This window comes from Agrobacterium sp. ES01 (assembly GCF_050320885.1).
In the GTDB taxonomy this organism is placed as follows: Bacteria; Pseudomonadota; Alphaproteobacteria; order Rhizobiales; family Rhizobiaceae; genus Allorhizobium.
Genome location: NZ_JBNQTH010000004.1, coordinates 66,276 through 88,646, shown reverse-complemented (window position 1 = coordinate 88,646; position 22,371 = coordinate 66,276). Strand labels below are relative to the sequence as shown.

Genomic DNA, 22,371 nt, shown 5'->3' with positions numbered 1-22,371 from the left:
CTGAATGCGGCTATGCCCGCAACTTCTAATAAGTCAGAATTTGGAGACTGCCGTCATGCCGCGAAACGCAATGGCCGACAACACCGTGCAACACAAGTGGCACAAAATTATCATTGCCGTTGTCGTGACCGTTGTCATTGCGTTTGTGGGGCTCACCCTGCCCGATCATCCAGGCGCATTCCGCCCACATGTTTTCCTGCGTTTTCCGCTGGAGATACCTCTTTTGCTTCTTGCCTTGCTGCTGTTGCCCCGCAGGCTAGGAACGCCATTTGCCGTCCTGACAACGCTCGTCGTTTTCACCTCGCTGTTTTTGCGGATCGCCGATATCGGCGTGCAGTCGGCTTTCCAGAGGCGCTTTAATCCCTACCTCGATATCAAAATGCTGTTCGACGGCTGGAATCTACTGTCGGGAACCATTGGCGCGTGGCAGACAGCCTTGCTGATCGCCCTGGTTCTGACCGGCTTCATCGGACTGGCGATTGCATTTTTCCTCGCGCAACGCCGCATAGCGATTGCCCATCCGCGGCAGAAGAGAACTCTGGCGATCCCGTTTGTTGCTATTCTCGCGCTCGGGACTGCCGTGTGGATGTCCGGCACGAGCCTTGGGCTTGGCGGCATCGCGGACGCGCGAGCCGCCTCTTACCTTGAGGCGAGACTATCGCTGGTGGCCAAATCCGTTGCTGATATGCACGTTTTCGAGCAGCAGCTCGCCGCCGAAGAGGCGGAGGGTAACGCGGCTGAAAAAAGCCTCTTTCAAGGCATTCGCGGACGTGATGTTGTGCTGGTCTTTGTCGAGTCCTATGGTCGAAGCGCGATTGAAGATCCGCGCTACAGCAGCCTGATCAGACCGCGACTTCAAAGCGTGGAGCAACAGCTCGACGCTGCGGGCTTTGCCTCGGCAACGACATGGAGCCGCTCGCCAACGGTTGGCGGCTTGAGCTGGCTTGCCCATGGCACATTCCTGTCAGGTCTCTGGGTCGACAGCCAGGCACGTTATGACCGGTTGATGATCAGCAAACGGCCAAGCCTCAACCGGCTGTTTCAGTGGGCGGGCTGGAAAACGACAGCAGTCATGCCGGCCATTTCCATGGATTGGCCGGAAGCGGATTATTTTGGCTACGATCAGGTCCTTGCAGCCAAGGACCTTGAATATAAGGGCAAGCCGTTCAACTGGGTCACCATGCCGGACCAATATACCCTGTCTGCTTTCGACAAACTGGCGCGTCGACCGGCAAACCGTCAGGGCCAACCGGTGATGGCGGAAATCGCACTGATTTCCAGCCACGCCCCCTGGACGCCGGTGCCGACGCTGATCGATTGGAATGACGTGGGCGACGGTACCGCTTTCAATGATCAGGCCACCAGCGGCGACACGCCCTCTGTCGTCTGGTCAGATCACGACCGGGTTCGCAAGCAATATATCGAGACGATCGACTATTCGCTTCAAACACTCGGCGATTATGTCGCGCGCTTCGGAGACGACGCGGTCTTCATCATTCTCGGCGATCACCAGCCGGCGTCCATTATCACGGGTCCCGACGCATCACGCGCGGTCCCGCTGCACATCATCAGCCGCGACAAAAAGCTGATCGCCAAATTTACCCATGATGGCTTCAGCCCCGGCATGACCCCGACCGCCGACCTGCCGGAGCAGCCGATGGATAAGATGCGCGATCTGCTAGTGAAAAACTTCAGCGATCCGTAAGCCAAGCGTGGCGAACTGACGGTTCGGCGGCGTTCACCGGGCAAGCACGGGGACTGACAGTGTTGCTTGCCGCGTTTCCATACCCTCTGCCGACAGTGTTGCGGTGAACGTGAGTGGACCGGCAACCATTCCCGTATCGACCGTGGCCGAAAAAGATTGCTCCAGCGGACTTGTAGGATCGGATGCTTGCGGATCGGAGATGGGTGCGACGCTGATCTCTGTTCCGTCCGGTCGCACTGCAGATATGTCGATAATACGCGCATCAACCACATTGCCGGCATCCAGCCGAACATGGACCGAAACCTTGACGGTCGACCCTGCGCGGTATGCCGGCTGATCGGCAGTGACTGACACGCCAATGAGTTCGACGAGTTCGCCAACGGATGTGAGGACAGATGTGCGTTCCCGCACCGGCACGTCACGAAGGGCCTGATCGGCACCCCTGGCCAATGTTGCTACGACAAAATCCTGCACGGAGGTTTCATTCAGAATGGATTCGTGTGTTGCGAAGCTGGTCGGAAAGGTTACACGCTTTCGTAAAACGGCGCTATCGCGCGCCACTGTGCCGTCGCCCTCCCAGCCTGTGTGAATGACAAACTGCGCCTCAGTCCCGCTGGCGTTGAGCGAATATTGCACCGGAGTGCGCTGATCATCTCCTACGACTAGAACGTCTTCAACGGAGGCCGGCAGTACTCGTGCGATGAGATCGTTTATTCTGGCCTGACGATCGGACAGATCAGACAGATCTGGTAGATTATCTCGATCAACGGCGCTCCAGTTCAAACGGTTCCAAGCTGCTGCGTCACGCGCGTCAAATCCATCGGCCGAGGAGACGCTGTCACCACAGCAGCCGCGATAGCGCGGCATGAGTTCGAACATGGACTGAAACGTGAGAATGGTACTGCGAAACCCGTCCAGTCCGCCCATTAAGATATTGGTTGCCCCCCAGCCATTCTGCAGGAGATCGAACACCTCAACCGATCCGCGCCAAGGCGTGGCGGCGCTGATCAGGTGATCTATGCGATCTGCACCACCTTCATCCAGCGCGTAGGCCCGCGCCACCAGACCGCCGAAGCTGTGGGCGACCAGGTCGAAACGCTGGCCATCAGGCAGCCTGCGATCGACAAAATCAGCGAGCTCTTTTGCATTATCGAACGCACTCAGGCGCCAATCATAATCGAATAAAAAAAGCGTTTCCCCTTCGCGATACCCCTCCTTCTTCAGGCGTTCGATAAAAGGAGCATAAACATCCTGCGTATAGACACCCAGGTAGGATATCTCCCGGATGAGACCGCAAGGTTTGATAGCATCCGGCTTGCCACTGACAGCCAGTTCCGGGAAGCGGACGATGGCGTCAACGGTCCCCCAGACCACCGTCTCGTTGCCGGAAGCGTCATTGCTGCAGAGTCTCGAGCCCTGAAGCCCGGGGACGAACACCAAGGGACGTTCTGGCCGAACCACAGCGGACTGCGCGAATGCTGGAATACTTTGCGGCGTTAGACCAAGCAGGGTTGCAAGCCCGATGCACAAAGTGCCCAACAATGCGGGGAAGCGAGAATGTTTACGATTACGCATATGATGCCACCAACTCGGTTAGGTCTGTATTCTATCGATAAACGGTTGCAGCCCTGATGACGCCTGACCTTGTCCCAATGGCATAAATCGTTTTTTGAACTGCAGTCGCATGAAAATGTCACGAAGGACGCGATCAAAAGCGGTCGCTTTTCAGCCTGCTTTCAGGAGGCAAATACAACAAGCATCTGTGGTGTAGGGCGTGACGAGCGTCACTCCCCGAATTGTATCTCCGGCACCGACTTGACCTGCTACGCCCCTGGAATAACAAAGCGGTTCCCCATCTTTGACACAGCGCCCGTCCGCACATAATGCAGCCCCAATATCCATGACCGCAGCCTCACTCCAGTGCGGCCCAGTCAGTTTGCACCGTAACACAATAAATGGCTTCAGATTGACAACGATTAGGCCAAAAAGCCTATGGAACAAATAGGGGGCGATCGAATAAAATACGTACCACGCTGCTATTTGCAGGCTCGCGATTTCGAAGAAACCGCCGACATTACGTAAGCTTTTTCCTATATTACAACGGTGATTACCACGCCTTGCGTGCTAGCCGCACAATCTGAAGAATTCCTCCCGCTCTGTTGCGGGCCAGAATGTGGTGTCGCCGTGAGAGCACTGATTAAAGACATTGAGGAGCCGGAAACGGTCCTGCCAGAACAACGCTTTACCACGCTTGTAAAGCGTAAGACCGAACAATGGGACTATTGGCGCGAAATCAGTGCGCCAATTGCGGAAGCCCGCCCCGCGACCAACGATAATGACGGATTTTCAGCAACGCTCATTGGTCATGATTTCCGAAAGCTGCACATCGCCACCATGGACTACGACGCGATGCAATATCGCCGAACCTCTCAGCACGTCCAGCGGATGGAGCTGGATCACTGGCAGCTGGTATTGCGCAAGACCGGTAGCGAGATCAGTTGCTCCGGCAACCGTGTACTGCAAAGCCATGCGGGCAGCCTGGACCTTCGATCCTATGTCCGACCGATCTCTGCAAACGCTAGCGCCGGAAGTGTGATCTGCATCTGGCTCGCTCGAGATAACTTCCCGGAGCTTTCCACTTCACTCGATGCAGCAAGTCACCGCGCGATTAGCGGCACCATGAAACCTGTCCTGCAGGAATTCATCCTGTCTCTCGAGAGACATAGGGCAACGCTGACCCTCGAGGATATTCCATCCGTGGCAAGCTCTTTCTCTGCGCTTCTTGCCGCATCACTCAGGCAGACCCAAGACACTCTTGAAGACGCATCCTTGCCGATATCGGCTGGCCTGCTCGAACTGGCGCGCAAGCATATCGACGAAAACCTTGCATCTCCCGAGCTGGGATCAGATAGCCTATGCAAAGCCTTGAAGATCTCGCGGCGCAAGCTCTATTATCTCTTCCAGAACAGCGGCGGCGTTTGCAAATTTATCCGCAATCGCCGATTGGCTGCCTGCCACAATGCGCTTGAAAAAATTACTGATCGAAGAATGATCAGCACCATCGCCTATGACTACGGCTTCACCGACACAGCGCATTTCAGTCGCATGTTTCGCACGCGCTATGGCTACAGCCCAAGGGACGCACGCGAGATTGGCAATTCCGGCAAGATGCCAAACCGCTCAAAGCCAACGACCTTCATGCAATGGCTGCTTCAAGTCGACGGTTAAGGGTTGTCATCTCGAAGTGAAGCTGACGTCAAAGGGACCCCGCCGGGTCCCTTTTTTGTTGCCCGAAATACCAGATTGATCTTGGCGAAAATAAAAACCTGTACTACAGGTTTTTCAATTCTGTAGGATTAATTGGGTCTGGAGATAACATGATTGAGCCTGTTTCCGGTGACCGCGTTGCCATTGCGGTGGGGCAGATATCGAGCCTCATACGTGATAACCAGCTTAAAGCCGGCGACAAACTGCCATCGGAAGCGACGCTCACCGACAGCCTCAACGTTTCGCGAACGGTGATACGGGAAGCCTTGCGCTCGCTGGCGGCAATGCGGCTGGTCGACCTCGGCGTCGGCAAGCGCCCGACAGTCGCCGAACTCGATGACAGTTCGATCGCCATGACGTTCCGCCACGGCGTGACGACTGACCAGATCGATATCCGCCAGATTTACGACGCCCGACGGACCATTGAGGCGAGAACAGCAAGCCTTGCTGCCCTCAGGCGCAGCGATGAGGAGGCAATTCAAATTATTGCCCACGCACGCGCCATGCAAAACAGTCTCGATCGCCCGGAAGTGGTCATGGAGCACGACCTGGCACTGCATACGGCAATCGCCAAAGCCTCGCGCAATCCGGTTTTCGCACTCATCATCGGCGCCTTCCGTGGTGTCATCGTCGAAAGCTGGCCGATTGGCTGGAAAGCACGATCAAGCGATGTCGAACGAGACGCCATGAACCAGTTGCACCTCGATCTTGCCGAAGCAATCTCGGCCGGTAATCCCTTGGTCGCTGCCTCAATGATGGAGCGACATTTCGACCTCAGCCTCAAGGCACTCGCGGTCGCCGGTCTCACCTGAATAATAAAATGGAGTTCCTATGAAAATCACCGGCATTGAAACGGTGCGCATTGCCGAGCGCGCCAACCTGCTCTGGGTTCAGGTTCATACAGACGAAGGCATCACAGGTCTGGGCGAAACCTTCTTTGGTGCAGAGACCGTTGAAGCCTATGTACATGAATATATCGCACCACGCGTCATCGGCCGCGATCCTCTGGAAATTGACCGGCTTTCGGCAGATCTTGTTGGCTATGTCGGCTTCCGCTCGTCCGGGGCAGAAGTGCGCGGTAACTCCGCCTTTGATATCGCGCTCTGGGATATATTCGGCAAAGCAACCGGCCAGCCGATTGCGCAATTGCTCGGTGGTTTTACCCGAAAGGAAATCCGCACCTACAACACTTGCGCCGGGACTGAATACATCAAGAAGGCGACCGGCCAGACCACAGCCAATTTCGGTCTGTCCAAGGGCAGCGACTACGACGACCTGAATGGCTTCCTGAACCATGCAGACGAACTCGCCCAATCCCTGCTGGAAGAGGGCATCACGGCCATGAAGATCTGGCCCTTCGATCCGGCAGCCGAAAAGACGCGCGGCACATATATTTCGTTGACTGATCTGAAACAGGCACTGGTACCATTCGAAAAGATCCGTGCAGCTGTGGGCGACAAGATGGATATCATGGTGGAGTTCCACTCCATGTGGCAACTTCTGCCCGCCATGCAGATTGCAAAGGCGCTGACACCGTTCCAGACCTTCTGGCATGAAGATCCGATCAAGATGGACAGTCTTTCAAGCCTCAAGCGCTACGCCGAAGTATCGCCGGCGCCAATTTCTGCCTCCGAGACACTCGGTTCGCGCTGGGGTTTCCGCGACTATCTGGAGACCGGTGTCGCGGGCGTTGTCATGCTCGATATAAGCTGGTGCGGCGGCCTGTCGGAGGCACGCAAGATTGCCTCGATGGCGGAAACCTGGCATCTGCCAGTTGCACCTCATGACTGCACGGGGCCGGTGGTGCTCTGTGCCTCGACCCACCTTTCGCTCAATGCGCCGAATGCGGTCTTCCAGGAAAGTGTGCGTGCCTTTTACCGCACATGGTACCGCGACCTTGTGACGGCTCTTCCAGAGGTGCGCAATGGCATGATAACGGTGCCTCCGGGAGCAGGCCTTGGGATGGAACTGAACCCCGATCTGGAGCGCGCCTTTACCGTCAGTCGCAGACGGTCCGACGCGACCACGCTCTGAACGATTTCGTCTTAGCCATCTGGGAGGATATGAATGGCCAGCACCACCGAGACCGACAATTTCGCGGCGCGTTTGGCGCCTGTTGCCGGGCCAGCGATCATGCTTCTGGGCATGTTCATGTTTGCCCTCAATGATGCCATGGGCAAATGGCTGGTGGCGAGCTATGGGCTGGGCCAGGTGGTGCTGATCCGCAGCGTTGCCGCTCTGTTGATCCTGTCGCCATTTCTATGGCACGCGGGCCTGAAACCGATCATCAGCGCCGAGAGACCTCTCATGCAATTCGCAAGAGTTGCCTTCTCCACAGGCGAGGTCTTCTGCTTCTATTACGCCGTAATGTACCTGCCTCTGGCGGACGTGATGACATACTGGCTGGCCGCGCCTATTTATGTCGCCGCCGCCTCCCCGCTCCTGCTCAAGGAGAAGGTGGGCTGGCGCCGTTGGACAGCAATCTCGTTTGGCTTCATCGGCGTGTTGATCACGCTTGAACCGTCAAGCGCAATGTTCACCATGCCGGCCATCATCTCGATCGTGGGTTCGGTCGCCTTTGCATTTATGCTTTTGACCGGTCGAACATTGCGGGGCACTCCGGACAAGACACTCGTCTTCTTCCAGCTTTTGGGTGCAGCCATTGCAGGCCTGATCTTCGCACCCTTCAACTGGGCCCCGCTGAATTCCTCAAGCGAGATACTGCTGCTATGCCTGCTCGGCGTTGTCGCCATGCTGGCCCACATGCTGGTCAATCGTGCCTTGAAGATCTCGGATGCCGCCACCGTGGCACCGCTTCAATACACGCTTCTCATTTGGGCAATCATCTTCGGCTGGATGTTCTTCGGTGATCTGCCGCGCACCACCATGCTGGTCGGTTCAGCGCTGATTATCGGTTCCGGCCTCTTTATCTTCTTCCGGGAGCGCCAGTTGAAGGCTCGGGACACCGTTCTGCCGGCAGTTCCTGAATAGATGTTTTAACGCGCCCGCCCAGTCTCGGGCAGAGACAAAAAAGCCCGCAGCGGTTTCCCGCTGCGGGCTCTTCTATGACTGCAACCGCAGCCGTCATTTGGTCTGTTAGTTGCGGATCTTCTTCAATTCAGCAAGAACGGAGTCAACGACGTCAGCGCCGATTTCAGCCTTGTGCTTGTCGTAAACAACCATCGACTTTTCGCGAATGCGGACCTGCTCTTCGGGAGAAAGCTGATTGAACTTGATGCCTTCAGCTTCGATCTTTTCCAGCGACTTCTTGTTCAGATCGCCGATGACCGAACGCTCAACATCGCGGCCGACCTTTGCGCATTCGCTAAGAGCAGCCTGCTCGTCAGGCGTATAGGTATCAAAAATAGCCTTAGAGAACAGGAACAGGAACGGCGTGTAAGCGTGGTTGGTCTCGGTCACATACTTCTGAACTTCGTAGAACTTCGAAGTATCGATCGTCACATAAGGGTTTTCCTGTGCATCGATCGTGTTGGTTTCGAGAGCCGAGAACACTTCGCCGAATGCCATTGGCGTCGCGTTGGCGCCGAGGTTCTGGAACGTGTCGAGGAAGACGTTGTTCTGCATGACGCGAACCTTCATGCCTTCCATGTCTTCCCACTTGGTGACCGGACGAACCGAGTTCGACAGGTTACGGAAGCCGTTTTCCCAGTAAGCGAGGTTTACGAGACCAACAGCTTCGAGCTTCTCGTTCATCATGTCACCGAACTCGCCGTCGAGAACCGTGTAGGCTTCCTGTGCATTGGCAAACAGGAACGGAAGGTCGAACACGCCGAGAGCAGGCACGATGCCGACGAGCGGCGAAGACGACGTGACGACTGCTTCCTGTACGCCCGAACGCAGAGCCTGCGTGGCCTGCAAGTCGCCGCCAAGAGCGCCGCCCCAGAATGCGGTCAGCTTCAGCTTGCCACCGGACTTGTCGTCCAGGCATTTCTGCATTGCTTCGATACCGTTGCCGACCGGGTGGTCGGCATTGATGCCGTTCGAAACGCGGATGTTGCGATCGTTGAATTCAGCAAAGGCCGGAGCGGATGCGGAAGCAGCAAATGCAAGTGCCGTAGTCGCGAGTAGAATCTTTCTCATATTATCCTCCCAAAGGATGGTTGAAGTTAAACGATAGGCGTTGAAACCCCTCAATGCAGCCACCGTGCAGGCACCATGATGATTTCGGGGAATAGAACGAACAGCATGAGCACGCAGACTTCGACGAGGAGGAACGGCAGAATGCCGACCACGACCTTGCCGAGGGGAATGCGCCCCACACCACTCACCACGTTCAGCACGACGCCAACAGGCGGCGTGATGAGACCGATGCAGCAGTTCATGATGAACATCACACCGAAATAGACTGGATCGATACCGGCCATCTTGATGATCGGCATCAAGACAGGGGTCAGGATCAGGATGGTCGGCGTCAGGTCGAGCGCCGTACCGACGACCAGGATCAGCAACATGATGACAAGCATCAGCAGCTTTGGCCGGTCGATCAGCGGCTCGATATAGCCAGCGACCTCCGCCGGAATATTCGCAGCCGTAATAAGCCAGGCCGAAACCAGCGCCGCACAGACGAGGAACATAACGATGGACGTCGTCTTGGCGGCCCGCAGGATAACCGATGGCAGGTCCTTTGGCTTCAGCTCGCGGTAAATCACCATGCCGACAAAAAGAGCATAGGCAGCGGCAATCACTGCAGCTTCGGTTGGCGTCACGACGCCAGCCTTGATACCGCCGAGAATAATGACCGGCATGCCCAGCGCCCAAAGCGCACGGCCAGTTGCTCCAAGACGCTCAGCACCGGACGCCTTCGGCAAGGCTTCGATCTTGTCCTTGCGGACAACGACGAGCCACATGGCAATCAGGGCAAAGCCCATGAAAATGCCAGGCACGATACCAGCCATGAAAAGCTGTGTGATCGAAACGTTTGCCGACACACCGAAGACGATGAAAGCCATCGACGGCGGGATGACGGGAGCAATGATACCACCAGCCGCAATCAAACCGCCGGAACGCGGCACGTTGTAACCGGCATTGGCCATCATCGGGATCAGGATCGCGGCAAGTGCCGCCGTATCGGCAGCAGCCGAGCCGGAGATACTGGCCATGATGATCGCAGCCATGATCGCAACGATACCCAGACCGCCGCGAATATGGCCCACACAGGCAATCGCGAATTCAATGATGCGGCGAGACAAGCCGCCTGCATTCATCAACTCGCCGGCAAGAATGAAGAACGGAATAGCAAGCAGCGTGAATGTATCAGCGCCGATGATCATGTTTTGCGCGATAATCTGGCTGTTGAACATGCCCATGTAGCTCATGAGCACGACACCGCAGAACATCAGCGCGAAGGCGACCGGCACACCAATCGCCATGGCGCCGAGAAGCGATACTATAAATACCAGAAGGGTCATATCAGCCGCGCTCCGACAGATGTTCTATGGACATGTCTTCGCCGGCGAAAGCGGCGAGTTCACGCTCGGTTATGCGACCGGTGGCGATACGAAACAGGCGTTCCAAGGCAATCAAAATACAGCCTGTGCCGGTGAAGAAGCCAATACCATAGACCCAGCCCATGGAAAGCCCGGTCACCGGAGCACTCATGCTCATATTGATCGGCAGCTGTTTCCAGGTACCCCAGAAGAAGATCGCGGAGACCGCTATGATCACGAGATTGGTGATAGCCATCAATACGATGCGGCCCTTGCGCCCGAACATCGCCACAACGGTCTCGACACCCATATGACCATATTCACGAAACCCGACCACAGCGCCGATGAAGGTGAGCCAGACGAAGAAATATCGCGACAGTTCATCGGAAACATTGAGGCCCGAATTGAAGCCATAGCGCAGCACAACATTTCCGAAGACCATGATCGCCATGCCTGCAAGAAGCAGCACCATCAGGGTTTCGAGAAATCGGTAGAAAAGATCGACGACTTTTTGCATCCGTTCCTCCCTGGTTCTGTTTACAAAAGGCCGCGGCCTGCGAGGTTTTTCATCAGCGCACCCAGACCGAAGGTCCATTCCGGGCAGGCATTGCTGCGCTGAACCCAGTTGACCAACCGTCCAAGCTTTGGCGTGGAAATTTCAACCCGGTCACCCATTTCATGGGTGAAGCCTTGCCCCTCGCCACGGCGGTCCTTGACCGGTGCAAACATGGTTCCCAGAAACAGAACAGCACCATCAGGATACTGGTGATTGCGATTGAGCAACTGGCGTGCGAGATCGGACGGAGTGCGACTGATCGCTTCCATCGGACTTTCGCCGGCCATGACGAAACCATCTTCGCCTTCGACATGCAGCGAAACCTTCACTCGCGACAAATCTTCAAGCGAGAATCCCGCGTCAAACAGGCGGATGAACGGCCCTATCGAGCACGACGCGTTGTTATCCTTGGCCTTCGACAGCAGAAGCGCCGAACGACCTTCAACATCGCGCAGGTTGACGTCATTTCCAAGCGTCGCACCGACGATCTGACCATCGGAGCGCAGGACCAGAACCACTTCAGGTTCCGGATTATTCCATTCCGACATCGGGTGAATACCCACAAGCGCGCCGCATCCAACCGATGACATGGGCTGTGACTTAGTGAAGATTTCCGCATCGGGACCGATGCCGACCTCGAGATACTGCGACCAGAGGTTCATGTCCTGCAGAAGCGCCTTGACCTTGCTGGCCTGTTCCGAGCCGGCGACCAGTCCGCGAAGGCTGTCGCCAAGGACTGGCGCCAATTGCTCGCGTATAGCCTGGGCCCGCGATGCATCGCCTTTGGCCTGCTCTTCGATCACACGCTCAAGCATGCTGTCGGCAAACGTCACGCCTGCAGCCTTGACTGCCTGAAGGTCGATGGGTGCCAGCAATTCGCCGGCCTCGCCGGAGAGGAAGTCATCCAAGGCACCGAGATCGGCAAGGCCTTCGGCAGACTTCAACTGCTCAACAATGTTCTCGGCTTCCAGAAGCGACGACACTGTGGCGGATAAGGATGACAGATCGAACACACGATCGTCTCGAACGAGCACGACACAGGGGCCATCAACGGCTTTCGACCAGACGCGACCAATCAGCAACGCCTGCGAAGCGTCGTCGGGCAAAATTTTCGCAGCGTTAAGTGAACGCGTGAGTTTCAAAATAATCCTCCCCCATGTCTCCCGGACAGGGTTTTATGTAAACACCTTGCCACATTGTCCGGATGTCTGACAACGCGGCCAGCGACGTTGTAGTTTTAGTTTTGCAACCTGTCTAGCAGTCAAACTGACTATAGTTACGCGAATTCCTCATTTAGGCTGCGAAATTTAGCACAGCTCAATTTGTGAAACTCAATAGGAAGCGATTGTCAGCCCAATGCGCTTGGCCGCGCCGGACAAGTGCGACTTCATCGCCTCCCGCGCCTTTTTCGGATCTCGGGTGGCGATTGCATCGCGGATGTCCACATGCTCGGCAATTGTCACCTCCACAATCTCTTCCAGCACAGCCACCGCCCGCGCTTCGTTGATGGCCAGACTGATCCGCTCGGCGATGAATCCGATGAAGATCGAGAAATATTCATTGCCGGTCGACGTCGCCACAGCACGATGAAAGGCGAGATCGGCGACGATCCCCTGTTCCGTCCACTTATCCGCGCCCATCATGGCCGCCAGTGTCTCATCGAGTTTGGCCAGATCAGCGTCTGTATGATGGACCGCGGCAAGGCCTGCGGCCTCGATTTCCAGAGGGACGCGCAATTGAAAAAGGTCCCGGAAAGTCGATTTGTTGTCGAGGTCGTGTTGCTCGATCCTGATCGCCTGGCGAGACTGCTGCTCGGTTGCGAACGCGCCCACGCCCTGCCTCGTCTCGACAAGGCCCTCATTGCGCAACTGCGCAATGGCCTCGCGCACCACAGACCGGCTGACGCCAAAACTGCTGGCAAGAAAATGCTCTGTCGGAAGCCTCTCGCCCGGCGCGATGCGTCCCTCGACGATTTCTCGACCGATCTGAGCCGCAATGCGCGCTGGCAAATGCTCTCCGCGCCTAATCTGACCGAAATCCACTCGTGTCTCCCCCGCTGATGCAGTCCTCCACAAATGTTTTCTACGAGTTCTTGTCGAAATTCAATTGGCAGCCCGGATTCATCAGAGAAGCTGGATCGATCGCCGTCTTCACGGCAGTCAGCAATTTGCGCTTCACCTTTGGCATCCGCGCTTCGTGGTCAGCCAGCTTCAATCGACCGATACCATGTTCAGCACTGATCGACCCTTGATAGGCATCCAGAACGCCGTTGATGGCAACCTTCGCCTTGTAGATCCGCTGAGCGACCTCGTCTGGAGAAAGTCCGGACGGAGGCAGAACGTTCAGGTGAACATTGCCGTCGCCCACATGGCCATAAGAAACGCAGACGCAATCCGGCAACGCCTCGGCAACGGCGGCCTCGGCGTCACGGACAAAATCCGCAAGTTTAGAAAGCGGCACGGAAATATCCGTACGCAAATGCGGACCGCGCTTGGCCTGACCTTCATTCATGCCCTCGCGGAAAAGCCATAGATTGCGTGCCTGCGTCGACGAGGACGCAATCACACCATCGGCCACAAGACCTTCTTCCATAACACCTTCAAGAAAGCGCTCCATCAGATCGGAGATATCGACGAGACCGGATCCTGAAATCTCCATCAGCACATAGGCCTCGTATTCGCCGGAAATAGGCATCGCCAGATCAGGGATTGCTTCCTGGGCCAGCACAAAGGCAAGCGGCGGCATGAACTCGAAGGCCGACATCAGGTCACAGCAATCCCGCCGCGCGCGGCGGAAAAGCTTGATGGCGTCATCCAGAGCATTGAGCCCCAGCAAAGCTGTCGCCACCTGGTCCGGTTCCGGCGTGAGCTTGACGGAAATGGCCGTGATAATGCCAAGCGTCCCTTCTGCGCCGATGAACAACTGCTTGAGATCAATGCCACGATTATCCTTCCGCAGGGTCGACAGACAATCGAATACGGTGCCATCCGGCAGCACAACTTCCAGCCCCAGAACCAACTCGCGCGTCATACCGTAACGCAGCACATTGATGCCGCCGGCATTGGTGGACACGTTTCCGCCCATACGGCAGGACCCCTGGGCGCCAAGTGCCAGCGGAAAGAACATGCCTTTTTCGGCAACGGCATCCTTGAACTCGGACAGGATGCAGCCTGCCTCAACCACAGCGGAAAAATCATCGCTATCGATACGGCGGATGGCCGTCATACGCTCAAGACTGATCACCACCTGACCCGCAGGCTGATCGGGCGTCGCACCCAGGACAAGTCCGGTATTGCCCCCTTGAGGAACGATGCCCAACCCAAGCGCCGCACATGCCTTGACCGCGGCTGCAACCTCTTCAGTCGACCGCGGGCGCAATACCGCCACCGCCCCGGTCGTGACATCGCCATGCCAATCCCGACAATAGCGAACCACATCTTCACCGGTGAGCACGACATTGGCTCCGAGTACAGCAATCAAATTCTCGGTGTGAAGGCTATTCTCTGGCACCTCGGCTAAGCTTTGCATTGGCTCGTTCATAAAATCCCTCCCGCTTCGTAAAGCGGTGCCTTGCGCACCGACAGCACTAGCGTCTTGACGCGGTCACAACTATTTTGTTTTCAACACCATCATATAAGGTTATCAGACAACCTTACAATATATTTATTCGGCCTGCCCCTCATGGCAGAAGCCGAGACACACCGAGGGAGGATTTCATGCATATCTGTATCATTGGCGCAGCAGGAATGGTCGGGCGCAAGCTGGCAGAACGTGTGGCAAAGAACGGCAACATCGACGGCCATGCGGTCGAGACGATGACATTGGTCGACGTCGTAGCGCCAGAGGCACCAGCCGGCTTCACCGGCAAGGTCAACATCGAAACTGTTGACCTATCAACGCCCGGCGAAGCTGAGCGCCTTGTCGCGGCTCGCCCCGATGTCTTTTTCCATCTGGCGGCCATTGTGTCCGGTGAAGCCGAGCTCGATTTCGACAAGGGCTACCGAATCAATCTGGATGGAACCCGCTATCTGTTTGACGCAATCCGCATTGCCAATGGCGAAGATGGCTACAAACCGCGCGTCGTCTTCACATCCTCGATCGCCGTCTTTGGCGCGCCGCTGCCCTACCCGATCCCGGATGAATTCCACACGACACCACTGACGAGCTACGGCACGCAAAAGGCGATCTGCGAACTGCTACTCTCCGATTATTCCCGCCGTGGATTTTTCGAAGGCATTGGCATCCGTCTCCCCACAATCTGCATTCGCCCCGGCAAACCGAACAAGGCTGCATCAGGTTTCTTCTCCGGCATCCTGCGCGAGCCGCTTGTCGGCAAGGAAGCCGTGCTTCCCGTTTCCGATGATGTTCGTCACTGGCATGCATCGCCGCGCTCTGCCGTCGGCTTCCTTCTGCATGGCGCGACAATCGACCTTGACGAAGTCGGCCCCCGCCGCAATCTGTCCATGCCAGGTCTGAGCGCCACTGTTGGCGAACAGATTGAAGCACTGCGACGCGTCGCCGGAGACAAGGCGGTCGCCTTGATCCGCCGCGAACCAGATGAAATGGTCATGCAGATGTGCGCTGGATGGGCACCGGGCTTTGAAGCAAAGAGAGCGCGTGCACTTGGCTTCACTGCGGAGAACTCCTTCGACGAGATCATCCAGGCGCATATCGAGGATGAACTGGGAGGAAAGTTATAATGGCAGCTGACACAAAAATAGCATTTCTCGGCACCGGACTGATGGGCGCGCCGATGGCAAGGCGTCTGCTGAAAGCAGGTTTTGCCGTGAGCGTCTGGAACCGGGCGGCCGACAAGGCTGAAGCCTTGGTCGCTGACGGGGCAAGCCATGCATCGAGCCCAACGGAAGCAGTGCATGACGCAGACGTCGTCTTCACCATGCTTTCCGATGGCAATGCCGTTGGCGACGTCCTGTTCGACAAGGGCGTGGCATCCGCGATGAGGAAAGGCGCTGTGCTGATCGACACCAGTTCGATCTCCCCGCCTATCGCTCGCGACCATTCCGCCAAGCTCAAGGAAATCGGCATAGCCCATATCGACGCTCCGGTTTCCGGCGGCGTGGTTGGCGCGGAAGCCGGCACGCTAGCCATTATGGCTGGCGGCGATCCTGAAACTGTCGAAGGATTGTCAGAAATCTTCACGCCTCTTGGACGCGTGACCTATGTTGGTCCGTCAGGAGCCGGCCAGATTTGCAAGCTTGCCAATCAGCAGATTGTCGCCGTGACCATCGGCGCTGTGGCAGAAGCCATGATGCTGGTGGAAGCCGGCGGCGCGGATCGTGCAAAATTCCGCGATGCCATTCGTGGTGGCTTTGCCGAAAGCCGTATTCTCGAACTGCACGGAGAGCGCATGGTCAATCGCAGCTTCGCCCCCGGTGGCCCCTCGCGCCTTCAGCTCAAGGACCTGGATGCCGTTGCGGCCATGGCCGAGCTTTACCACCTCGACCTCCCTTTGACAGAAAAAGTCCGTGGCGAATTCCGTGACTTCGTGTCAGATGGCGGCGCCGAAACCGATCACAGCGGACTGCTGCTGCATCTCGAAAAGATCAACAAGCGCACGCCCAAGGACAATTGATGAGCGATAGCAATAAAACTGGCCGCCGCCTGCGCTCGCAGGACTGGTTCGACAATCCCGATCACCTTGACCTGACAGCTCTCTATCTCGAGCGCTTCATGAATTACGGCACGACGCCGGAGGAATTGCGCTCGGGCAAGCCGATCATCGGCATTGCCCAATCCGGCAGCGATCTCAATCCGTGTAACCGACACCATATCGAACTTGCCAAGCGCCTGCGCGACGGCATCCGCGATGCAGGCGGAATTCCGATCGAATTCCCGACGCATCCATTGTTTGAAAACTGCAAACGGCCGACGGCAGCACTCGACCGAAACCTGGCCTATCTCGGCCTCGTCGAGATCCTCTACGGCTATCCGCTGGACGGAGTGGTGCTGACGACCGGCTGCGACAAGACAACCCCATCGGCACTGATGGCAGCGTCAACCGTTGACATTCCGGCCATCGTTTTTTCCGGCGGTCCGATGCTCGACGGCTGGCACGACGGCGATCTGGTTGGCTCCGGCACCGTCATCTGGCGCTCGCGCCGGAAATATGCAGCTGGCGAATATTCCAAGGAAGACTTCCTTGAGGCAGCGCTGGATTCCGCACCGTCAATCGGCCACTGCAACACCATGGGCACAGCCTCCACCATGAACGCCATGGCAGAGGCGCTCGGCATGTCGCTGACGGGCTGCGCCGCGATCCCCGCCGCCTACCGCGCCCGTGGTCAGATGGCCTACCGGACCGGCCGCCGCGCCGTCGAACTGGTCATGGAGGACATCAAGCCTTCTGACATTCTGACACGCGAAGCCTTCCTCAACGCCATCAAGGTCAATTCCGCGATCGGCGGATCGACCAATGCCCAGCCGCATCTGGCCGCCATGGCGAAACATGCCGGCGTTGAGCTTTTCCCGGAAGACTGGCAGGTCCACGGCTTCGACATCCCGCTTCTCGCCAATGTTCAGCCCGCGGGTGAATATCTGAGCGAGCGCTTCCACCGCGCAGGCGGCGTACCTGCGATCATGTGGGAACTGATGCAGGCAGGGAAGCTGGATGGCTCCTGTCCGACCGTCACCGGCAAGACCATGGCCGAAAACCTGGAAGGCCGCGAAGCCGTCGACCGCGAGGTCATCAAACAGTTCAACGAGCCGATGCGCGAACGTGCAGGCTTCCTGGTGATGAAGGGCAACCTTTTCGATTTCGCCATCATGAAAATGAGCGTCGTCTCGGAAGAGTTTCGCCGGCGTTATCTGTCAGAAGTCGGCAATGAAGGTGTCTTCGAAGGCAAGGCCGTCGTCTTTGACGGTTCGGAAGACTACCACAAGCGCATCGAGGATCCCGCACTTGGCATCGACGAGCGAACTATTCTGGTGATCCGTGGTGCCGGCCCGCTCGGCTGGCCGGGCTCTGCCGAGGTGGTCAATATGCAGCCCCCGGCACATCTTCTGAAGAAGGGTATCACCAGCCTGCCAACCATCGGCGACGGACGTCAGTCCGGCACTGCCGACAGCCCATCGATCCTCAATGCGTCTCCGGAAAGTGCAGCCGGCGGTGGCCTTGCCTGGATCAGGACCGGCGACATCATTCGTATCGACTTCAACGAAGGTCGTTGCGACATGCTGGTCGACGATGCCGAGATTGAAAAGCGCAAGGCAGATGGCATTCCAGCCGTACCGCAAAGTGCCACACCCTGGCAGAAGATCTACCGGGAAACAGTGACCCAACTCGCAGACGGTGCCACCATCAAGGGCGCATCTGACTTCCGTCAACTGGCAAAGACGCCACCGCGCCACAACCACTGACCGATGTGATCACGCATCCCAATTGACGCATGATCACATCATCGTTTGTTCAACGCCGGCAAATTGAAATTGCCGGCGTTGCGCACCATCTAAGGGTAGAACCCACCCAAAGGAGGATGGCATGACAAACAAGACCGAACGTGCCGTACTGGCAGGCGGTTGCTTCTGGGGCATGCAGCAGTTGATCCGCCGGATGCCCGGCATCGTCTCCACACGCGTCGGCTATACCGGCGGCGACGTTGCAAATGCGACCTACCGCAACCACGGCACCCACGCTGAAGGGATTGAGATCGAATTCGATCCCACCCAGACCAGCTATCGCGATATCCTGGAGTTTTTCTTCCAGATCCACGATCCATCGACGCTGAACCGTCAGGGCAACGATGTCGGCATGAGTTATCGCTCGGCAATCTATTATACCGACGATGAACAGAAACGCGTAGCCGAAGACACCATTGCCGACGTCGATGCCTCAGGCATCTGGCCCGGAAAGGTGGTGACGGAAGTCGAACCGGTCGGCGATTTCTGGGAAGCGGAGCCGGAGCATCAGGATTATCTGGAGCGTTACCCCAATGGCTATACCTGCCATTTCCCGCGCCCGAACTGGAGACTGCCGCGCCGCGCGGCCTGATCCATAAAGTCTTGTGTGAGAAAGCCGCTGGTACACCACTGGCGGCTTTCTCCGTTGATCAGAGAACAGCGCTCATACCGCCATCGACATAGATGATCTGACCATTGATATAGTCGGATGCCGAAGATGACAGAAATACCGCAGCGCCAGCAAGTTCCTCAGGGCGTCCCCAACGCCGCGACGGTGTCCGCCCCTTTACCCAGGAATCGAATTGCGGATTGCTCGTCAGGGCCTCGTTCATATCCGTCAGCATATAGCCCGGCGCGATAGCGTTGGCCTGAAGGCCATGCTCGGCCCATTCCGCTGCCATCGATTGGGTGAGAGCCTTGATGCCGGCCTTTGCCGCCGTATAGGGGGCAACCGTGGGGCGGGCGAAGCCGCTCATCAAAGACCCGATATTGACAATCTTTCCATAACCGCGCGGGATCATGCGCTTGGCAGCTTCCCGTCCGACGAAAAAGGCACTCGTAAGATTGGTATCAATGACACGACGCCATTCGTCGGCCTGCAATTCAACCAGTGGCTTGCGAAGCTGAATACCGGCATTGTTGACGATAATATCCACATTCACGCCAGCGGCATCCAGCCGCTCAAAGCAGGCAATAACGTCATCCTCGTCGGTGACGTCAAACGCCTGGCTGAGAACATCGTGCCCTTCAGCCTTCAAGCTTTCCGCGACCGCTTCGAGACGCTCTGCATTGACCCCGTTGAGCACCACGCGTGCACCGGCCTGAGACAAACCGATTGCGATTGCATGCCCAAGCCCCCGCGATGAGCCAGTAACAAGTGCTGTCTTGCCGTTGAGGCTAAATAGCGGATTTTGCAATATTTCACTCCCAAATTTCGAAAACGCCCCAGACGCCTGTAAACGCGACTGATGGGCGGGTGGAGTATAGCCGCACCGCCTGGCGATACCAGAGCACGTCCACTTTTTAGCGGAGACGTCCACCGCTTCGCGGAGCATGGGCGACAACAATGAAGCCGGGTTACGAGGTTTCTATTTCGGACTCCTCGGCGGGCGCCTTGCGGTCCGGTTTTGCCAGCAGGGGCTTCTGCTGCCCGTAGCCGCCACCGTCATAATAGGATGTGAATTGCTCGCGGAAACGTTCGGCCGCACCCGGATCGGCATAGCGATGGAGCCGCTCCATATCCGTCTTGTTGAGCATCATGCCAATGGTCTTTGCCGCGATCTGGGGTTCGGCGGCGAGCAGGTTTTCGACAACCTTCACGGGCGTCTTCCCCCACTGCGTCACGAAGATGAAGCCGTCGAGCTGCGGCTCCAGGGCCTTTGCGTCGATAACCGGCACCAGCGGCGGCAGATCGATGACGATTACATCGAACATGTCCCGCAGATTTCCAAGAAGCTGTCCCATCCCGGCAGATGTGAAGACTTCACTGGAATGCGCAAACGAACTTCCAAGCGATGCGATCGGCATGATGGCAAGCTTCGAGCGGCGGTCCACACGAACGACCTTGGTCCACTCGATACCCTCATAGAGCGTTTCGAGAAGCCCCGCCTCCGGCTCCTTCGCCAGCATCTTGCTCAAGGATGGCTCACGCAGATTGCCGTCGATCACGAGCGTGCGTTGGCCGCTCATCGCCATCAAGCCGGCAAAATTGGCAGCAACCGTGGTGCTACCTTCGCCCGGCAGGCAGGAGACGATGCCGATCACACGGCACTTTCTGCCCTTGAGCGCCAGCTCGGTGGCAATACGCGCATGCCTTAGCACTTCGGTATAGGGAGATCGCGGTGCATCGACGGCCAGTCGAATCATCTGTCGGAAGTGGTCAGGTACAGCATGGTGCTCAGCATCCACGCCAGGATCATGTGAAGGATCGGCACTCTTTCTCGAATGTTGGGCCATATCGATCCACGGAAGATAGCCGAGAAAGCGTACGCCCAGTCTATCCCGCACATCCTGCCCGGTTCGAAACGTTCTGTCCTTGAGTTCCAAAAAGCCAGCAAGTCCGCACCCCACAAGCCCACCGAGAACGACGGACAGGGCCATCGTCAAGGTTTTTTTCGGGCTGGACGGCGCAGACGGAACACCTGCCTCGGAAATCACACGCGCTTTCGCAATCGGAAATGACTGCTGCTGAGCCGTCTGTTCGAAGCGCGTGAGGTAGCTCTGATAGAGCGTTTTCAGCGCTGATGCCTTCTGCTCCAGTTCGGCCAATTGTACCATGGAGACATTGGCGTCAGAGTTCTTACCCGTCACCTGCGCGATATTGTCTCGCAACGAAGCCTCGCGGGATTTGGCCACTTCGAACTCATTTCGAAAGCTCTCGGTGAGCTGCTGAAGCTCATTGAAGATCTGCCGCGAAATATCTTGCCTGTCGGCCTTCAACGCCAGCGCCTGGGGATGGTCAGCACCGAACTGCTTCGTGACCTCCTGCTCACGGTCGTTAACGGCGATGTAGCGTTTGCGCAGATCCTGCAGGATCGAATTGTCGGTCTGGAGTGACGAGATGACCGCATTGGTCACAGCCGCTGCCTGCCCCTGCTCCAGAATGGCCTCATACTGGCGATAACGCGCCTCGGCTGTCGCCGTATCCGCCTGCGCCGCAATAAGCTGGCTATTCAAATCGGAAAGTTGCTGGGTCGTCATCAGCTCGCCGCGCGGCGAAACCAGACCGTGCTCGTTCTTGTACTGCTCGACCGCCATCGACGCCTGCTGCGAACGGGTATTGAGATCGGTCAGCCGTTCCTGCAACCAGCTGGAGGCCCGTTCGGTTGCTTCGAAATTGGCGCTGAGCTGCTCCTCGAGATAGGCTTTGGCATAGGCTTTGGCGATACGCGCCGATAACACAGGCTCAGGCGAACGCACCGAAAGCGCGATAACCGAACTGCGCCCAACACGCTCCACCGAAAGTGACTGACGTAAAATAGCGGCTGCCTTCTCCCGAAGGCCCGCCTCCATGGCACCTTCAGAAGCCGGCGGCTTGCTGGGCAAAAGCGCAGAGATCATGCTGCGAACGGTGCCTTTCAGAGCGTCAACAGGCGACTTCGGTGGGTTCATGAGAATGTCGTTTTCGGCGAATTTGCCGTCATCGACCACCCGCATGGCCAATGCCTTGGACTTGAGGATCTCGACCGAACTGGACATGCTGTTATCAAGCTGCTGACCGCTCTGGCGGCCAGGTTCGTCTTCGGCGAAACGGGACATATCCTCGTCGACCAGGATTTGTGTCATGGCCGTATAGGACGGCTGAACCATCAAGAGATAGACACCGGCCAGCACCATTGCTCCTGCAACGCACATGGCAATCAATGCAAATCGCCGAACGACCATGCTCCACAATTTGTCGAGATCGATAAAGCTGTCGCTGTCTCTGCGGTCCATCTGGAATACCTGTCTCGACCGCAATGTGGTGTGGTCCATGTTCA

Annotated in this window: 18 protein-coding genes; 9 read left to right on the top strand and 9 right to left on the bottom strand. The window is 57.2% G+C overall.

Features of this window, described 5'->3' with window-relative positions; genetic code table 11:
- Positions 1-55: 55 nt before the first annotated feature.
- Positions 56-1,705: a sulfatase-like hydrolase/transferase gene (locus tag ACQQ2Q_RS13335; protein ID WP_428187589.1), complete on the top strand. Its 1,650-nt coding sequence runs from the start codon at positions 56-58 to the stop codon at positions 1,703-1,705.
- A gap of 33 nt (positions 1,706-1,738) precedes the next feature.
- Here the strand turns inward: ACQQ2Q_RS13335 and ACQQ2Q_RS13330 are convergent, their stop codons facing one another.
- A complete protein-coding gene (locus ACQQ2Q_RS13330) occupies positions 1,739-3,280 on the bottom strand; it encodes a lipase/acyltransferase domain-containing protein (protein ID WP_428187588.1) in 1,542 nt (513 codons plus the stop codon).
- Between the two features lie 609 nt (positions 3,281-3,889).
- On the opposite strand from ACQQ2Q_RS13330, the gene ACQQ2Q_RS13325 reads away from it, so the two are divergent.
- The 4 genes from ACQQ2Q_RS13325 to ACQQ2Q_RS13310 all read left to right on the top strand — a co-directional run bounded on the left by ACQQ2Q_RS13325 (position 3,890) and on the right by ACQQ2Q_RS13310 (position 7,963).
- Complete coding sequence (locus tag ACQQ2Q_RS13325; RefSeq protein WP_428187587.1) at positions 3,890-4,933, top strand: helix-turn-helix domain-containing protein; 1,044 nt, start codon at positions 3,890-3,892, stop codon at positions 4,931-4,933.
- A gap of 149 nt (positions 4,934-5,082) precedes the next feature.
- Entirely contained in the window at positions 5,083-5,784 is a 702-nt protein-coding gene (locus ACQQ2Q_RS13320) for a FadR/GntR family transcriptional regulator (protein WP_428187586.1), read from the top strand.
- A gap of 19 nt (positions 5,785-5,803) precedes the next feature.
- Positions 5,804-7,006 (top strand): mandelate racemase/muconate lactonizing enzyme family protein, encoded by a 1,203-nt coding sequence (locus ACQQ2Q_RS13315; RefSeq protein WP_428187585.1) that lies wholly within the window; start codon positions 5,804-5,806, stop codon positions 7,004-7,006.
- A gap of 33 nt (positions 7,007-7,039) precedes the next feature.
- Positions 7,040-7,963, top strand: coding sequence for a DMT family transporter (locus tag ACQQ2Q_RS13310; protein ID WP_428187584.1), 924 nt, complete (start codon positions 7,040-7,042; stop codon positions 7,961-7,963).
- Positions 7,964-8,068: 105 nt separating this feature from the next.
- Here ACQQ2Q_RS13310 and ACQQ2Q_RS13305 read toward each other — a convergent pair whose 3' ends face one another.
- The 6 genes from ACQQ2Q_RS13305 to ACQQ2Q_RS13280 all read right to left on the bottom strand — a co-directional run bounded on the left by ACQQ2Q_RS13305 (position 8,069) and on the right by ACQQ2Q_RS13280 (position 14,515).
- Entirely contained in the window at positions 8,069-9,073 is a 1,005-nt protein-coding gene (locus tag ACQQ2Q_RS13305; RefSeq protein WP_428187583.1) for a TRAP transporter substrate-binding protein, read from the bottom strand.
- 50 nt (positions 9,074-9,123) lie between these two features.
- Positions 9,124-10,401 (bottom strand): TRAP transporter large permease, encoded by a 1,278-nt coding sequence (locus ACQQ2Q_RS13300; protein WP_428187582.1) that lies wholly within the window; start codon positions 10,399-10,401, stop codon positions 9,124-9,126.
- Position 10,402: 1 nt separating this feature from the next.
- Entirely contained in the window at positions 10,403-10,936 is a 534-nt protein-coding gene (locus tag ACQQ2Q_RS13295; RefSeq protein WP_428187581.1) for a TRAP transporter small permease, read from the bottom strand.
- 20 nt (positions 10,937-10,956) lie between these two features.
- On the bottom strand, positions 10,957-12,117 hold the full coding sequence (locus tag ACQQ2Q_RS13290; RefSeq protein ID WP_428187580.1) for a fumarylacetoacetate hydrolase family protein: 1,161 nt from the start codon (positions 12,115-12,117) through the stop codon (positions 10,957-10,959).
- Positions 12,118-12,306: 189 nt separating this feature from the next.
- Positions 12,307-13,017, bottom strand: a complete 711-nt coding sequence (locus tag ACQQ2Q_RS13285; RefSeq protein ID WP_428187579.1) for a FadR/GntR family transcriptional regulator — start codon at positions 13,015-13,017, stop codon at positions 12,307-12,309.
- A 40-nt stretch (positions 13,018-13,057) separates the two neighbouring features.
- Positions 13,058-14,515 (bottom strand): FAD-binding oxidoreductase, encoded by a 1,458-nt coding sequence (locus ACQQ2Q_RS13280; RefSeq protein WP_428187578.1) that lies wholly within the window; start codon positions 14,513-14,515, stop codon positions 13,058-13,060.
- A 176-nt stretch (positions 14,516-14,691) separates the two neighbouring features.
- Here ACQQ2Q_RS13280 and denD point away from each other — a divergent pair, with 176 nt between their 5' ends.
- The 4 genes from denD (at position 14,692) to msrA (ending at position 18,983) form a co-directional block, all read left to right on the top strand.
- Entirely contained in the window at positions 14,692-15,675 is a 984-nt protein-coding gene (denD, locus tag ACQQ2Q_RS13275) for a D-erythronate dehydrogenase (protein ID WP_428187577.1), read from the top strand.
- Complete coding sequence (locus ACQQ2Q_RS13270; protein ID WP_428187576.1) at positions 15,675-16,568, top strand: NAD(P)-dependent oxidoreductase; 894 nt, start codon at positions 15,675-15,677, stop codon at positions 16,566-16,568. The genes denD and ACQQ2Q_RS13270 overlap by 1 nt, the downstream gene beginning before the upstream one ends.
- The gene (locus ACQQ2Q_RS13265; RefSeq protein WP_428187575.1) at positions 16,568-18,352 is read left to right on the top strand and encodes an IlvD/Edd family dehydratase; all 1,785 of its coding nucleotides are present in this window, start codon (positions 16,568-16,570) and stop codon (positions 18,350-18,352) included. Before ACQQ2Q_RS13270 ends, ACQQ2Q_RS13265 begins: the two co-directional genes overlap by 1 nt.
- A 121-nt stretch (positions 18,353-18,473) precedes the next feature.
- On the top strand, positions 18,474-18,983 hold the full coding sequence (gene msrA, locus ACQQ2Q_RS13260; RefSeq protein ID WP_428187574.1) for a peptide-methionine (S)-S-oxide reductase MsrA: 510 nt from the start codon (positions 18,474-18,476) through the stop codon (positions 18,981-18,983).
- 58 nt (positions 18,984-19,041) lie between these two features.
- Here msrA and ACQQ2Q_RS13255 read toward each other — a convergent pair whose 3' ends face one another.
- Both ACQQ2Q_RS13255 and ACQQ2Q_RS13250 read right to left on the bottom strand, forming a co-directional pair.
- Positions 19,042-19,809 carry an SDR family oxidoreductase gene (locus ACQQ2Q_RS13255; RefSeq protein WP_428187573.1) on the bottom strand — a complete coding sequence of 256 codons (768 nt, stop codon included), beginning with the start codon at positions 19,807-19,809 and terminating at the stop codon, positions 19,042-19,044.
- A gap of 160 nt (positions 19,810-19,969) precedes the next feature.
- Positions 19,970-22,366 (bottom strand): Wzz/FepE/Etk N-terminal domain-containing protein, encoded by a 2,397-nt coding sequence (locus ACQQ2Q_RS13250; protein WP_428187572.1) that lies wholly within the window; start codon positions 22,364-22,366, stop codon positions 19,970-19,972.
- Positions 22,367-22,371 lie beyond the last annotated feature (5 nt).